This window comes from Embleya sp. NPDC059213, from assembly GCF_042754445.1.
In the GTDB taxonomy this organism is placed as follows: domain Bacteria; phylum Actinomycetota; class Actinomycetes; order Streptomycetales; family Streptomycetaceae; genus Embleya.
In genome coordinates, this window is sequence record NZ_JBHZAV010000048.1 from 42819 (window position 1) to 58183 (window position 15365).

At 71.3% G+C, this 15365-nt stretch carries 8 protein-coding genes; 5 read left to right on the plus strand and 3 right to left on the minus strand.

What is annotated here, in order from left to right; all coding sequences use genetic code 11:
- From ACFXMF_RS19735 to ACFXMF_RS19750, 4 genes are all read left to right on the plus strand, one after another.
- Positions 1-3924, plus strand: a complete 3924-nt coding sequence (locus tag ACFXMF_RS19735) for a hypothetical protein (RefSeq protein WP_379990346.1) — start codon at positions 1-3, stop codon at positions 3922-3924.
- A gap of 361 nt (positions 3925-4285) precedes the next feature.
- Positions 4286-5098: a hypothetical protein gene (locus ACFXMF_RS19740; RefSeq protein WP_360315344.1), complete on the plus strand. Its 813-nt coding sequence runs from the start codon at positions 4286-4288 to the stop codon at positions 5096-5098.
- A 658-nt stretch (positions 5099-5756) separates the two neighbouring features.
- A complete protein-coding gene (locus tag ACFXMF_RS19745; protein WP_379990347.1) occupies positions 5757-6536 on the plus strand; it encodes a calcium-binding protein in 780 nt (259 codons plus the stop codon).
- Between the two features lie 361 nt (positions 6537-6897).
- The gene (locus ACFXMF_RS19750) at positions 6898-10311 is read left to right on the plus strand and encodes a BTAD domain-containing putative transcriptional regulator (protein ID WP_379990348.1); all 3414 of its coding nucleotides are present in this window, start codon (positions 6898-6900) and stop codon (positions 10309-10311) included.
- Here the strand turns inward: ACFXMF_RS19750 and ACFXMF_RS19755 are convergent.
- The 3 genes from ACFXMF_RS19755 to ACFXMF_RS19765 all read right to left on the minus strand — a co-directional run bounded on the left by ACFXMF_RS19755 (position 10292) and on the right by ACFXMF_RS19765 (position 14092).
- A complete protein-coding gene (locus tag ACFXMF_RS19755) occupies positions 10292-11176 on the minus strand; it encodes a hypothetical protein (RefSeq protein ID WP_379990349.1) in 885 nt (294 codons plus the stop codon). The genes ACFXMF_RS19750 and ACFXMF_RS19755 overlap by 20 nt on opposite strands.
- Before the next feature lie 40 nt (positions 11177-11216).
- Positions 11217-13142 (minus strand): serine/threonine-protein kinase, encoded by a 1926-nt coding sequence (locus tag ACFXMF_RS19760; protein WP_379990350.1) that lies wholly within the window; start codon positions 13140-13142, stop codon positions 11217-11219.
- Positions 13143-13603: 461 nt separating this feature from the next.
- A complete protein-coding gene (locus tag ACFXMF_RS19765; RefSeq protein WP_379990351.1) occupies positions 13604-14092 on the minus strand; it encodes an SHOCT domain-containing protein in 489 nt (162 codons plus the stop codon).
- Positions 14093-14909: 817 nt separating this feature from the next.
- Here ACFXMF_RS19765 and ACFXMF_RS19770 point away from each other — a divergent pair.
- On the plus strand, positions 14910-15140 hold the full coding sequence (locus tag ACFXMF_RS19770) for a hypothetical protein (protein ID WP_379990352.1): 231 nt from the start codon (positions 14910-14912) through the stop codon (positions 15138-15140).
- The last annotated feature ends 225 nt before the right edge of the window (positions 15141-15365 follow it).

A 15365-nucleotide genomic window follows, 5' to 3' on the forward strand; every position in this document is an offset into this window, starting at 1 on the left:
ATGACGACCACCCAACACATCCAGTGGATCGTCCTGCCGGCCGGTCTGTCCTCCGACGGCACGCAGGCCCGCCTGTCCGTGTTCGTGGGACCTCGGCTGGCGAGTGACGGGCCCGGCACGCTCGCGGCGTTCCCGGACTTCCTGGACTGGCCGGCGCGGGTGACCGACGCCACGTTCGCCCTCGCCCTGGCGGACGCGTCCGGCACCCCCGACGGCGAGACTCCGCTCGTACCGCTCACGCGCACCGGGCCGCCGCCCGATTCCGCGTTGTGGCAACTGTTCTTCCCCGCCGACACCCCGGTGGAGCAGTTCGAGTTCGACGACCACCGGCAGAACACCATGGTGACCTACCCGGCCCGCGAACTCGCCGACACGACACGCCGGTCGTTCGCGGACACCGCGGCCGAGTCACCCGACAGCATGCCTCCGAGCCGACACATGAGCAGCCTGGCCGGGTTTGCCGCCGCCGCCGACATGCCGAGCACCATGCTGGGCATGCGCGAGAACATCGTCACGCAACTCGCCGCCGCCGACCGGCTGAACGTCGAGCAACCGGGCGAACTGGTCCGGCCGGACCTGAGCCCCCGGGAGGCGTTCCTCGCCTTCCACGAACCGCAGCCGCAGGTCCCCGGCCTGCTCGCGGACGGTGGCCCGCACATCGCGCCCTCACCGGAGGTACCGCGCGTCGACTTCCACCAATTGATGTCCTCGCTCGGCGACCACCCCACGCTGCTGCGACGCCTGGGGCTGGTACTGGACTTCGTCACGCCGGTCGGGCAGTTGCCGGCCGCGAGCGGCGAACTGACCGTCTTCCTCGTACCCGGCTGGGAACCGCTGCTCGGGCCGGACGCGTCGCACGATCACGCCGCCGCGACGCGCTACGCCCTGGCCCCGGGCCAGGGATTCTGCGCCGCCGCGGAGGGCGCCGACGCGTTCGGGCCGCCGGCGCGCGGACTCCTGGCCCTGCCGGAGGACCAGTACGCCATCGAGCAGGCCGACATCGACGGCGTCACCCTCAAGTTGCTGGCCGCCGCCGTGGCGACCGGCACGGACGATGAGGCCGAGGCCGCGCCGCCGACGGTACGCACCAAGGGGCTCACACTCGTGCTCGACGACCGCACCCAGCACGTGCACGACACCTTCCAGCGGGCCGCCGAGCGGCAGGACACGCTCGCCGGGGACGCCACGGTGGTGCTCACCGCCGAGGACCTCGTGCGCGGACACCGCCTGGACGTCTTCGACGAGCGTCGGCAGCAGTGGTTCTCGCTGCACGAGCGCGAAGTCACCTACGATCGGGCGGGCAGCCCCGGCGACCACCTGGACACCGCGTCCGACGAAGGATTCTTCCAGCTCAGCCTGGCCACGCCCACCGCCGCGCCGGGCGCCGGGCCGCGCGTACACGTGCACGAACACATGATCACCTGGGACGGGTGGGCGTTGTCCGCACCGCACCCGGGCAAGGCCGTGGCGAACGGGGACGGCCCCGAGCGCGTCCCCAACGCGGCGGCCACGACACTGCCGTTGGAGATCGAGAGCCGGGTGCGGCCGGGCTCGCTGCCGCGCCTGAGGTTCGGGAACTCCTACCGGGTCCGGGTGCGCACCGTGGACTTGGCGGGCAACGGGCCGACCCTGGAGGAGGCCGACGGACTCCTCGATCAGGACGTCCTGGTGCTGCCCGCCTCGGGCGGACCGGTCTTCCGCAGGTTCGAGGCGGTCCCCGCGCCGCTGCTGTTGCCGCGTGTCGCGTTCACCGAGGGAACCTCGGCACACCGCCTGGTGATTCGCAGTACCGCCGATCTTTCCCCGGCGCAGTACGCCGAGACGTTCAACGCCTCGCCGTTGGTCTCCGGCGGGACCCATGAGCCGTATCACGAGGTCGACGAGCGGCACGTGGTCGCGCCCAAGGCGTCGCTGGAATGCGTCGAGCGGCACGGCAGGCTCGACGAGGCGATCGGCGCGGGCGACGCCGACGCCCGCCGGCGGCTGTACCGGATCGCGTCGCGGGAGAGCGGCTCGCTCGACGACGCCTCACTGCCCGGCATGGCGTCCGTGACCTATCCGTCGGCGACCCCGGACGGGGCATCGGGCCACTACGTGTTGTGCACGGGCGAGACGGTCGAACTGCCGTATCTGCCCGACCCGCTCGCCGATGGTGTGGTCTTCCACGAGCTCCCGGGCATGCCGGAGCGTCAGGCGTTCGAGGTGCCCTGGAACGGAGCGGCCTGGCATGCCCCGCAATCGTTGCGCCTGTGCATCCGGGAGGGCAGCGGGGCACCCGTCTTCGACCCGTCGACCCGGGTGCTGACCGTGCTCCTGCCGAAGGCGACGGTGGCCACCGTGCGGGTGTGCTCGCGGGTCAAGGTCAACGAGAAGACGATGGGCATGCTCAAGTGGTGCCGGGACGCGCTGGAGCCCGATCGATTCGAGAGCGTGATGGTCGCCGCCCGGGCCAACCGGCACTGGATGTTGACCCCGTGGCACGAGGTGACGCTCGTACACGCCGTGCAACGTCCCCTGACCGCACCGGTGTTGACGCTGCTCGACGAGTCCGACCGACCGCTCGGGGCGACCGGCGAACATCTGGTCGGCTCGCTGGAGCTGAGCGCGGCGAGTACCGAACGCATCGACATGATCGCTTCGTGGAGCGAGAACGTGGACGACCTCACCATGCCGGGCCCGAGCGTCCTCGACGTCACCGCCCCGGTCTTCCGGCTGCCGCTCGCCGCCGCCGTCCCGCTCGACCCGGTCGCGACCGAGAACTCACCGAGCACCCTCGACGGTGACACCCTGACGTTCGACACCGCGGTGGCCGAGGAGCTCGCCTTCTCGGTGCCGCCGGACCAGCCGGCGGCGACACCGGTGCCGGCCAAGTGCGAGTTCGGCGACACCAAGCACCGCGAGGTGACCTTCACCCCCGTGGCGACCTCCCGGTTCGGCGACTGTTTCCCGCCGGAGTTCGCCCAGGACACCGACCGGGAACTGCTGAGCGTGCACGGCGATCCCGTCACGCACACCGTGCGCAGCAGCGCCAAACCTGCGGCGCCGCACGTGTCGGGCACCTTCCTCACCCTCGGGTTCGAGACCTCCGGAAGCCTGCCGGACGGCCTGGTCAGACGGCGGCGCGGCGGCGGCTTTCGGGTCTATCTGTCGCGGCCCTGGTACTCGTCGGGGGACGGCGAGCTGCTCGCCGTGGTGTTGGGCGTGGAAGGGGACGAACAGCCGCCCCAGGCGCACCCGTTCATCACCCTGATGGGACGCGACCCGATCCGCGCCTCCGCACCGGTGTTCCTCCCGTCCGCGAGCAACTTCCCCGGCGCACAAATCACTTCGGACGTGGCACTGCCCGAGGTCTTCGACGGATTCACCGTCACCGCGGCCGGGTTCGAGCCCACCTTCGACGGACCGTCCGGCCGCTGGTTCTGCGACATCGACGTCGACACCGGGGACGGCTACCTCCCCTTCCTGCGGCCCGCGTTCGCCCGCCTGCAACAGCGCTCCCTGGAAGGTTGCCAACTGTCCCCGATCGTCCTCGCCGACACCCTGCGGCTGCTGCCCGAGCGCACCCTCACCGTCACCGGCACCGACCCGCTGACCGTGCAACTCACCGGGCCGACCTACCACGACGACAACAGCCCGCCCACCGTGCGAGCCGGCCTCCAACTGCGCGACCCCGCCGTCCCCGACCCCGTCCTGGGTTGGCTCGACCTCGACGAGACCGTCACCGAACTCTCCGCCGACGACGACACCAGCCTGTCCCCCACCTACTCCGCCGAAATCCCCCTCCCCAGCCCGCTCCCGGACCAGCCCCTGCGTCTGCTCGTCGTCGAAAGGGCCGTCATGCGCTCCGACTTCGCCCTCGACGAGTTCGGCCCCACCGAGGAAAGCCCGGTCTACGCGGACGCGGTGGAGCTGCGATCCGGATAGGCCCCGGCACACCGGCCGGTCGCTCGCGCGGGCACCGGCACGCGCGGGGGGCGGCATCGGGCCTGCGGGGCACGCTCGCGCGAGTGAGGCTCTCGGCCCTCAGCCGGCGTGAGGCTGCATCGTCGGGTGCCGCGGAGGATTCCCTGACCCATGGGACCTGTGGGACCCGTGGGACCCGTGGCCGGGTCGACCGCCGTGAGCGTCCGCAGCCTGCATCACATGACGAGATCGGGCCGCGGTCGGCGGCGGCATCATCCGAATGGCACGTTAGGTCGACGCGACAGCGGTAACCGGGCATTACGCGGCTCCGCCTTTTCGGACGCCGACCCACCACGTGGAAACCGTTGGACGGAGACGGCCGATGCCGGATGTATCAGTGGACGAGAAGCAGCGGATCAAGAACCTCAACGCCCGCATGGCGAACGTGGACCAGAATCTGTCCGCGGAATGCACCGTCATCGCCGGGGGCCTGGGACTGCTCGGGCTGGGGCCGCAGGCCGGGGCGTTCGCGGTGGGCGCCGGGCTGTTCCGGCTGCTGGCGAGCTACCGGCAGTCGGTGGCCAACGATCCGTCGCGCGACGACTTCGACCAGGTGTGGATCAGTGCGGCGGAAGTCGACGAGAGTGCGCTGCCCGCCGACGAGCCCGTGCGGTCGCTGCACCGCGCGGGCGCGCACGTCCTCGTTCTCTCGGATCAATTGTGGGCGCTGCTCACGGCGATGGAGCGCCATGAGGGCGCGGTCGGCGCGGGGGACACGAATGCCGCGGACACCCAGGCGGACGCGGTCCGCCGGAATGCGAACGCGTGCGCATCCACGCAGGACGCACTCGCGGGGTTCGGGTCGGACCTCAACAACATCTGGGCCACCGTGCACGCCACGAACGGGTTCGATTGGAACGGGATCTCCGTCGACGACGCCCGACAACTGTTCACCGCGTCCTGGGGTGACCCGCCCGCCTCACCGGAAGCACCGCTCCAGGCGCTCATCGGCTGTGTAACGGGCACCGCGGACGATGTACTCACGCCGTTCGCGGACACGGGCCTGTCGGACCCCATCCTCGGGATGACCGAGCGTCCCGCCGAACCGACCGTCCTGTTCGACGACGGCTCCGCCACGGACTTGGCGGACCTGTCCGCCGCCCTGCGCAACCTCGTCACCGACTCCAACGCGTGACGAAGGCACCGACGCGGACGACATGCCGGGGAGCGACAGTCGGCGTCGGTGCCCAGGTTCGATGTGGGTGCCATGCCCGCCGGTGGGGAAGTCGGCTCCGACACACGGGTTGCGGAGTGTTCCACCGGCAGCGTGCCGGTTCGCCGACCGGCTGCTCCCGACAGGACAGACCTCGTGCTCTCGGGGGAACGCGGGCACATCACTCGACCGCCCGCCGTGACAACCCTCCTGCTCCTGCTCGTGGCCCCTGCGACATCGCGCCGGCCACCGCCCCCTCCCGGTACGGCCGCAGGTTCGAGGGGTCGGCGTTGGGTCCTCCGAAAGCGCCGGGCAACTTGCAGGCCGCTTGAACCGGCTTGAAGCGCCCGTTGCACCGCGGTGCGTTCCGGATCCACGGCGGCAGGGCGACCGTCTCGGACCGGTGACCGGCCTGCGATCCGACACGTAGCCGCCCGGACCACGACCGCCGGCATGCGGGCCGGCGCAATCGAGCCGCAAGACGGGCAGCGGATGCTTGTTGCGTGAGCCGAGGACCGCGCCCCACCGTCTGCGAACGCGCTGGTGGGGGATGGGCGTTGTCCGTCCTCGGCGGCACCCGTCCCAGATCCACCGGGTCCTGCTCGGCACCCGGAGCGGGTCGATCATCCTTTGGAGAATCATGCGCGTCCGCGCTTTCACCGCTGCCCTGTCGGGAACTCTGACCGTTTGCGCCTTCGGCGTCGCGCCGGCGCACGCCGGTCCCCTCAGCCCCACGACGATCATGGCCGTCACGGTCAACAATGGTCAGCCCATCGTGGTCGGCACCGCCACGAAGACCGTCAGCGCCGCCGTGCTCGGTACCAACGACTCCGGGATCGGCGCCGGGATCGTCTCCCTCTGGCACGGCGCCACCGACTACACGCACCGGGACGCCACCCTCTCGGATCCGAACCTGGGCGTGTGCTTCTCCCCCGGCGCCTTGGGGCACTGCACATCGACGATCGACATCACCCCGGCCCCGGGCACCGACAAGGCGCTGTACAGCAACTCCCTCGCCGGAACGTGGAAGGTGGCGACCTTCGTGTGGGGCAACAACCATCAGTTGGGCTACTCGTACCAGTACTCCACCGTCCAGGTGCTGAGGCAGGCGAAGCTGTCGGCCGACGCCGCTCCCGAGCCGGCGCACGTAGGCCAGACGATCAACGTCTCCGGCAGGCTCACCCGCGCAAACTGGGAGACCGGCACGGACGCGGGCTATGCAAACCAGCCTGTGAAGCTCCAGTTCCACAAGACGGGGAGCACCGGCTTCGTCACTCTCAAGACGGTGACGACCGGTTCGGGGGGCGTCCTCAACACCACGGTCGAGGTGTCCGCCAACGGCTCCTACCGGTTCGCGTTCGCCGGCGACGCCACCACCTCCGCGGTTCAGTCGGTCGAAGACGTCGTCAACCTCGATTAGCAGCCGGCCGCAACGGCCGTCTTGCCATCCACCGATGCAGGGCGCCGTCGGCGGGGCGGCCGCCCCGCCGCAGTTGCCGACACCGCGCATCATCGAATGTCTCCGCCCGTGACGCCGAGGATCTGCCCGGCCGCTCCGAAGCCGTCATCCGTATCGCCCTGACCCCGAGCCCCACGGTCCGCCGCCGCACCGGCGAGAACACCGCATTCCGGCGCGATCCGACACCTCCTGCCGAACAGCGCGTTTCGGCGGTGGACACCGGGAGGGAACGACCTCCGGCAGCTCGCTGCCCCGTGCTCGAAACGGTCGCAGCCGTTGGCTCCTGTGGCGTGTCACCATGTGTGGATCACGACAGGGGGCGATGATGCGAGACGGGCTGCAGATCAGCGTGTTGGGCGAGGTGAGAGCCACGTTCCAGGACCAGGTCGTGGATCTGGGAGGGCTTCGGCAGCGCGCGGTGCTGGCCCTCCTGCTGGTGGCCCGGGGCGGGATCATCACCAGTGACCGGCTGGTCGACGGGGTGTGGGGCGGGTCGCCGCCACCGAGGGCGCAAGGCGCGCTGCACGCGTACGTCTCGCATCTGCGACGCCGGCTCGAACCCGGACGGGAGGCCAGGTCCCGCAGCGGCTTCATCGTCAGCGAGGGCTCCGGCTACGTCTTGCGGATACCGGACGAAGCAGTCGACGCGTGGCGCTTCGAACAGTCACTGCGGCATGCCGCCACGATCACCGACCCGGCCGAGGCGGTGGCGGTTCTCGAGGGCGGACTGGCACTGTGGCGAGGACCGGCGTTCGCCGAGTACTCGGCGGAGCTGTGGGCCCGGGGGGAAACGGCACGGCTGGCGGAGTTGCGCGAGGTGGCTCGTGAGCGGCTGCTCGCCGCACGTCTCGAACGTGGTGAGGACGCGGTCCTCGTGCCGGAGATCGAGGCACTGATCGCACAGGACCATCTACGCGAGGAACGCTGGCGTCTGCTCGCCCTCGCCCTCTATCGCTCGCACCGGCAGGGCGACGCGCTCAGCGCGTTGCGGCGCGCCAGACAGGTCCTTGCCGAGGAACTCGGGACCGATCCCGGCCTCGCGCTGCGCACCCTCGAAGCGGACGTTCTCGCCCAATCGCCCGCGCTCGACCGGCCTGCGGCTCCCGGATTCGCACACCGAGAGGCACCGGCTGCGGCCCCGGTGGGGACGCGAATACGGCCGGCCGCAGCCCGATCGGCTTCCCAGGGCGCGGATGTCCTGGTGGACCGGGACCGGCAGTTGACCGAACTGGGCGACTGCCTGGCCGGTGCGCTGAAGGGCAGGGCCGGCCTGGTCCTCGTGGAGGGCCCGGCCGGTATCGGCAAGAGCCGCCTGCTCGCCGAGGTTCGCCGGCTGGCCGCCGAACACGAGGTGCTGACGCTGACCGCACGCGGCAGCCAGCGGGAGAAGGACTACGGCTACGGTGCCGTGCGCCAACTCCTCGAACGCCTGGTCGTCAGACGCGGCGGCGAACTGATGACCGGAGCCGCCGCCGCGTCCACCGCGGTCTTCGACCCCGACGCAGCCGACCACGGCCACCATCCCGACAGCTACGCGGTCCTGAACGGCCTCCACCAGCTGACCCTCAGGCTCGCCGCCGAACGCCCCCTCCTCCTGGCCATCGACGACCTGCAGTGGTGCGACACCGGCTCGCTCCGCTTTCTGGCCCATCTCGCGGGCCGCCTCGAAGGACTCCCCATCCTCATCGCCGTAACCCTGCGTACCGGCGAACCGCACCACGACGGGGAGCTGTTGGCCGAACTCGCCGACAACGCCGCCGCCCTGCGGATCCATCCCACTCCGCTCACGCCGGCGGGCGTCGCCGATGTGGTCCGCGACGCGCTGGGCGAGCCTCCCGACGCGACGTTCGCCAACGCCTGCCATCGGGCCACGTCCGGCAACCCCCTGCTCCTGCGCCAGTTGGTACGGGCGCTCCAGTCACGCGGCATCCGGCCCGAGGCCGCCGAGGCCGGCACCGTCATCTCCGTAGGGTCCAGGGCCGTCTCCCAGCTCGTCCTCAGCCGCCTCGCCCGACTGCCCGCCGACGCGACGGCCGCGGCCCAGACGGTCGCCGTCCTCGGCGACGGCGCGACACTGCCCGACGTCGCCGCCGTCATGGACGTGTCCGAGAACGAGGCGGCGGACGCCATCGCGCCCTTGGTCCGCGCCGAAATCATCCGCGACCACTACCCGTTCGGCTTCGTTCACCCCCTCGTGGGAGACGCCGTCTACCGGGACCTGCCGCCCGGCGAAAGACAACTGCGGCACGAGCGGGCCGCCCGCATCCTGCACGCCACAGCCTCACCCCCCGAGCAGACGGCGGCCCACCTGCTGCTCACCCCGCACCGCGGCGACCCCTGGGTCGTCGACATGCTGTGCACAGCCGCCCGGGAAGCCGCGGGCCGCGGTGCCGCCGACGCCGCCGCCACCTACCTCACCCGCGCTCTGCGGGAGCCGCCCAGTCCCGCCCGACAGCCCGAGGTACTCCTCGAACTCGGCCGCGCCGAGACCCTCGGCAACGGCCCCGCCGCCGTGGAACACCTGCGTCAGGCCTACGAGACGCTGACCGACCCGCCGCGCCGGGCCGCTGCGGCGCTGCTCCTCTCCCGGATCCTGGTCTTCGCCGGCAGGCAGGGTCAGGCGACCGAGTTCGCCCAGCGTGCCGCGGCCCGGCTGCCCGCCGAACTGAAGGACGAACGGCAGGGCCTGCTGGCACTGGAGCGGATGAGCGCCTACATGCACGGCCTGGACCGGCAGCCGTGGCGCAGCCCGCAGGACCGCGTCGTCGACGGCGGCGGGTCCGGCGCCCGGATGCTCGCCGCCTACCTGTCCTGGGAAGCGGCCCAGGACGGGAGTGAACGCAGCGGGGCCGTAGCGCTCGCCCGCTCCGCCGTCGCCGACCGGGTACTGCTGGATGCCGGGGAAGAGCTGCTCTGGTACGCCGCCGCCGTCGTCCTGCACCTGGCGGACGAGGAGGTCGGAGAGCTGTGGGGCGCGGCACTGGCCCGCGCCGACGAGCGCGGCTCGCTGTTCTCCGTCCTCTCGACCCACATGTGGCGGGGTTTCACACAGTGGGACCAGGGAGATCTCCGAGGGGCGCTGAAGTCCCTCACGATCTCCGTGGAGCAGCACCAGACCTGGGGCCTCGCACCCGGTGCCTCGCGAGGCTGGGACATCCTGACGGGAGTTCTGCTGGATCTGGGCGACACCGCAGGTGCCCGCGCGTGCGTGGATCGCATGCGCGCCTTGGCCGGGGATACCGAGGGCGACCTCCTCACCAGGGAGACGCAGGCCAGGGTGCTCATCGCGGAAGGGCGTCATGACGAAGCGCTCGCCGGCTTGGACGCCGTCCGGCAGCTGCGGCCGTCCGTGGTCAACCACGCCTGGCGGCCGTGGGCGCCGCTGCGCGTCCAGGCGCTGGCGGGTGTCGGCGAACGGGCCGAGGCGGAGACCCTTGCCGGGGAGCAACTCGCGCTGGCCCGCCGCTGGGGCGCGCCGAGCATGGTGGGTCGGTCCTTGCGAATGCTGGGCGAGCTGCGCGGTGCCCACGGGGTGCCCGAACTCCGGGAGGCGGTGACGCTGCTCGCCCCCGGACCCGCCCGTCTCGAACATGCCCGTGCCCTGTACTCCCTGGCGGTTCACGGCCCCTCCCGGGAGGCCGAGGCCGCCTTGCGCCAGGCGTACCCCATCGCTGAGCGCTGCGAGGCCGCCGGCCTCCTCCGGTCGATCGGCGACCTCATGGGCAGGCGTAGGTGAAGGTGGCCGACGCGTCTGTCGGGTCGGGCGACAGGATCTCCAGGGTGGCGGTCGCCTGCACGGTCCCGTGACCCTCGAAGGTCCAGCGCAGGACGACGTCCGTCCGGTGCGCGTCCTGGGCGACCCGCTGCCGGAGAATGCCGGAAACCGTGCCGTCGCTGCGCTTCCAGCGGTAGTTCACCGTGCCTTCACGGCCGTTGGTGTGCAGGGTGCCGACGACCGCGGCGGTGCCGTCGCAGGCCGGACCTGCGGCATCGGTGTGGACGGTGGCTCCGGTCACGGCGAGCGCTGGCGCGGGTGCGTACCGCTGCCAGGCGAGGTAGGCCACCACCGCGATCAGTACGACCGCCGGCAACAGCCAGCCGCCGAGGACGCCCCTGCGCGGTCGACGTCGGCGTGGGAGGTCCTGCGGCCTCGGGGCCCGGGACGCGGTGCCGTGCCAGACGCTCGCCATCCGGCCGTCGGCGGTGTCCGTCAGGGTGGGCACTCCGGGGCCGAAGCGGGGCGCCTCCTCCGACCCCGGTACGACGGGTACCGGAGCGTGGGGTGGGGCGGCGAGGGCAGCGGGCGTCAGTCGTACGGTGCCGACCTCGTCCGCGTGCGGAAGGCGCACCGTTGCCCCAGGTGAGACCGGTACCGGAGCGTGGGGTGGGGCGGCCAGGGCAGCGGGCGTCAGTCGTACGGTGCCGACCTCGTCCGCGTGCGGAAGGCGCACCGTTGCCCCAGGTGAGACCGGTACCGGAGCGTGGGACGTGGCGGCCAGGGCAGCGGGCGTCAGTCGTACGGTGCCGACCTCGTCCGCGTGCGGAAGTCGCACGGTGCTTTCCTCGGGGCTGTCCTGAGGCGTTTCCTGAGGTGTCGTCATCCGGCACCCTCTCCTTCGTACGGCGTGGATCCCCGGACTCTCAGCGGGGCGGGTTGCAGCCGGAGGGCGCCGAGACGGTCACGAAGGCACCGTTGCCGGAATCGGCGGCGGGGCTGGTCGAGACCTTGACACCGAGGTAGGGCGAGCGTTCCGGGGTGATGAACCTGTGGGTGTACCTGCCGGGGACCTGTGTGCGCCCCTTGGGAAGGGCGACCGCGTCGGTGGCGACCACCGTGCCGACCGCCCTGGCGGAGGAACCGGTGAACCAGGTCAGGTTGAGCGTTCCGTCGGCGGCCCCGTCGGTCAGTACGGTCACGGAAGCCACCAGGACGCACCCGGAGCCCAGCGGACCGCTCGCGTCGATCTTCACGGAGACGACATGGAGTCCCGGCGCCGGGGTCGTGGGCGGCACGGTGGTTCCCCCGCCCGAGGTACTGCCGCCGCTCGTTCCCCCCGAGGTGCTGGTGCCCCCGCCGCTCGTTCCCCCCGAGGTGCTGGTGCCCCCGCCGGACGATCCGCCCGACGGTCCGCCCGATCCGCCCGACGGCCCGCCCGAGATGCCTCCCCCGGTGGAGCCGGAACCGGACGAGTCGCCGCCTCCCCCGCCACTCGACGAACCACCGGGGAGGTCGTTCGGGCCCGCGGGGCCGTCCGTGCCCGGCGGCGCCTCGCCCTGGGCTGACGGCTCGTCAGTCGCCTCCTGAGCCGAAGCGGACACACCGGGTGCTCCGGTCGCCGACGGCTCGTCGCTCGCGGCTGTGCTCGCGGAAGCACTGCCGGATGGGGAACCGGACGGGGAACCGGACGTCGAGGGGCCGGACATCGCCACCGGTTGGTTCACCGGGTGATCGCTGCCCACGGCCACCGCGGTCATGGCGAACCCACCGAGCAGCAGCGTGCCGGCGGCCGCCCCGGCCAAAGCCTTTCCTTTGCGGCTCAGCGGCGGACGACTGCGTTTGCCCCGTTCCAGGCCGCGCCCGGGGCTGGGGGTGACGCTTGAGCCGGGGCCGAGGTCGGTGGTGGCCAGCGCGGTGATGCCCGAGGCGCCGCCGGGGTTCGCCCAGGGGAACAGCAGGGGTAGCAGGGCCGCCAGTGCGGCGAGTTTGCGCTGCCCCCGTTCCTCCCAGTCCTCGCCGTAGGCGGCTGTCGCCACGGCTTCGAGTTCGGCTACGAAGTCCGCAGCGGTTGCCGGACGTTTCCCGGGCGTCTTGGCGAGACCGCTGCGGATCAACGGGCGCACTCGCTCGGGGGCGAGTGCGTCCGGGACGGGCGCCCCCATGTGCTGCATCGCCAGTTCCTTGACGGTGTCGCCGGCGTACGGCTTGGCGCCGGTGAGGCACTCGAAGAACGTGGCGGTCGCCGCGTACACATCCGTCGCGGGACTCGCCGGCCGGCCGGTCCACTGCTCGGGCGCCATGTACATGGGGGTACCGGCCGATTCCCCGGCTTCCCCACTGGGCACCGCGATGCCGAAGTCGACCAGCTTGGACGTCCCGTCGGCGGCGATCAGGACGTTGTCGGGCTTGTAGTCGCGGTGCACCACCCCCACCGCATGGGCGGCGGCAAGGCCGAGCAGCGATCCCTTGAGCACGGCGAGTGCCGCCTCGGGCTCGGTGGCGCCCTCCTGCTTGAGCAGCGCGCGGAGCGGAATACCGTCCACCAGCTCCATGACGATCGCCGCACCGAAGGACGTCTCCACGTACTCGTAGAACTCGACCACATGGGGGGACCGAAGGGTGCCCAGCAGCTTGGCCTCGGCACGGAACCCGGCGAGGAACGTGCCGTCGCCACGCAGCCGTTCCGAGAGGAACTTGATCGCCACCGGCGACCCGGTCCCGTCATGTCGGGCGAGCATCACCCGGCCACTCGCGCCCGAACCCAGCTCCCTCGACGGCGTGTACCCGGGAACCATCCACGGGTCCGCGCCGGGTCCGTCGGCCGCGGGGAAGACCTGCGGCCCGCTCATGCGACACGTCCGGCCGCGGCGAGGCCGCCAAGGAGCCCCTCGGACACGTGGGAGCCGCACACGCGCGGGCCGTGAACGGGCGCTCCCTGAAGCACGCCGCCGCGGTGGGCACCGACGACCGCCGGATTCAGCATTTCTTTCGTCCTCCTTCTGTCGGATGTACGTGAGCTGCTCTCCGTGCACATGCTTCGCTCTCGGTCTTGCGGCTCACTTGCATCCGCTCCGGAACGTCCGGAATTCCGGACGGTTCGGCTCGGTGGGCATGCCCTGATCGGCGCTTGTGGTTGCATTCCCGCCCCGGCACTTATTGCTGCGTTCCGGTCACGATCCGGAAATGATCGTGCAGGGCATATTCCGGGCGCAGTCAACATTGCGACGTCCGTCTTTCGGCGTACGGTGACAGGGCCGAACCGGCGATGGCCGGTACCGGCGCCACGGTCCGCCGTGGGAGGCGGAGCCCGTCAACGCCTGCCCAGGATCCTTGCCTTGCCCCGCTCGAATTCCGCAGGCGTCAGGGCACCCGAGATCAGCAGCGCCTGCAGCCGTTCGAGTCGCACGAGTGGATCGCCGGTCGGTGCCGGAGGCTCGCCCGCAGAGGCCCGGTGGGGCCGCAGGAGGCGGAACATGCCCGCAGTGCGCCCGGCCGGCACGGTGTAGGGGCGGGCGGGGCGACGTCCGGCGATCCCGTTGTCCGGCGCGAACGGATCGAAAGCGCCGCCCCGGAGGCCGGACGCGAGCAGAAAGGCGCTCAGCATTCCCGTGATTGAAGATATCGGCAGCGCGAACGCCCATCGAGTGCTTTCCGCAGGGCATTCACGCTTCGACACGTAAACCCCACCACCCGACGAACAACTACCGATGCGTGTCAGTTGATACAAACTGTACCCGGCGACTGCCAACGAGATGAGGAGAAAAAGGCCACCGATACCGGCGCGTAGAAAGGATTTCATGATCCCGGACCCCCTTGAAAGCGTAACTTGCGAGCCGGCGAAGGACGCCGGCGTCCCGTCCACAGAACACGGGGGACGACACCTGGAGAGAAGAGATTCTTCGACGGCGCCATCGAATTGGCGACGCCGGGGAATGCGTACGCCGGCTTCGCGTACCTCTCCGCGGCGTGATGGACCTGGCCACGTAGCCGTTCACGAGACGGACCCTCGCGCCGCGCGGTCCCTCCCCCTTGAGATAGTGCAGGTCTGCGCCGACCGCGCTGTCCCACGGTGGGTCGATCAACCGCGCCGCCCTGGCGAAGAGACACTGCGGCAGACGCCGTCCTCCTTCCACGAGGAATTCCCGCAGTGAGACGGCCTCGGTGGCCGCGACGGTCATGCCCTGTCCGCGGAAGAGCCGGACGTCGCCTGCGTCGTTCCGGGCTTCGGCCGGGCCCCGTTCCGGTGGACGAACCCCCGACGCCAACTCTCCTCCGCCCCCTTGCGGTGGACTTGCGACCGACTAGCACCTCGGCCGGCCCGCCGGAGGCCGGGAACCTCCCGCCGGCCCGGACTTCCGCCGTCACCGACGAATGGGCGCCCGGCGGAATCCGCAACCACTTCGCACCGCCGGGTCCGCCCGAGGCTGCGCGGGGCGGGGGGCGCGCAACGCACGGGCCACGCAAGAACGATGCAAGGCGTGTGCCGGAACTTTGGTGACGAGCGGCGAGGGACCGTGTGCACCAGCGCCGGAGAGCATTTCGCCTGCCCCTCACGCAACCACGCCCCGAGCGACCCGGCAAGTCTGGACGCTCGCGGACCTATCTCTGGGAGAGTCATGCGAATACGCGCGATCACCGCCGCCCTGTCAGGCGTCCTGGCCCTCACCGTGCTCGGAGTCCCGGCAGCACACGCGGCCGGAAGCAACAACAACTCGACGGCCCGCACGACGACGCACAACCCGCCGATGTTCGCCGTGCCGCCGGACCCGTATGTCGTGTCGGGCGGCACGGCGGCGGCGCACAACCCGCCGATGTTCGCTGTGCCGCCGGACCCGTACTTCGCGTAGGGAACCGCACGGCGAACCGCATGGCGAACCGCACCCACGACGAGTTGAACGTGGTGATGTCGGTACTCGTACGTGGGTGGTCACGGTTTGGGTAGAGCCGGCCCCGGACCGCACCCGCGGGAGGCGGCTTTCGGAGGAGGCTCGTTGTCCTCCTCCGCCGGAGGCTCGGCCCCGCATACGGAATGAAGTTGGCGAACGCGGGTTCTTTACTTCGCCCTGCCGGGT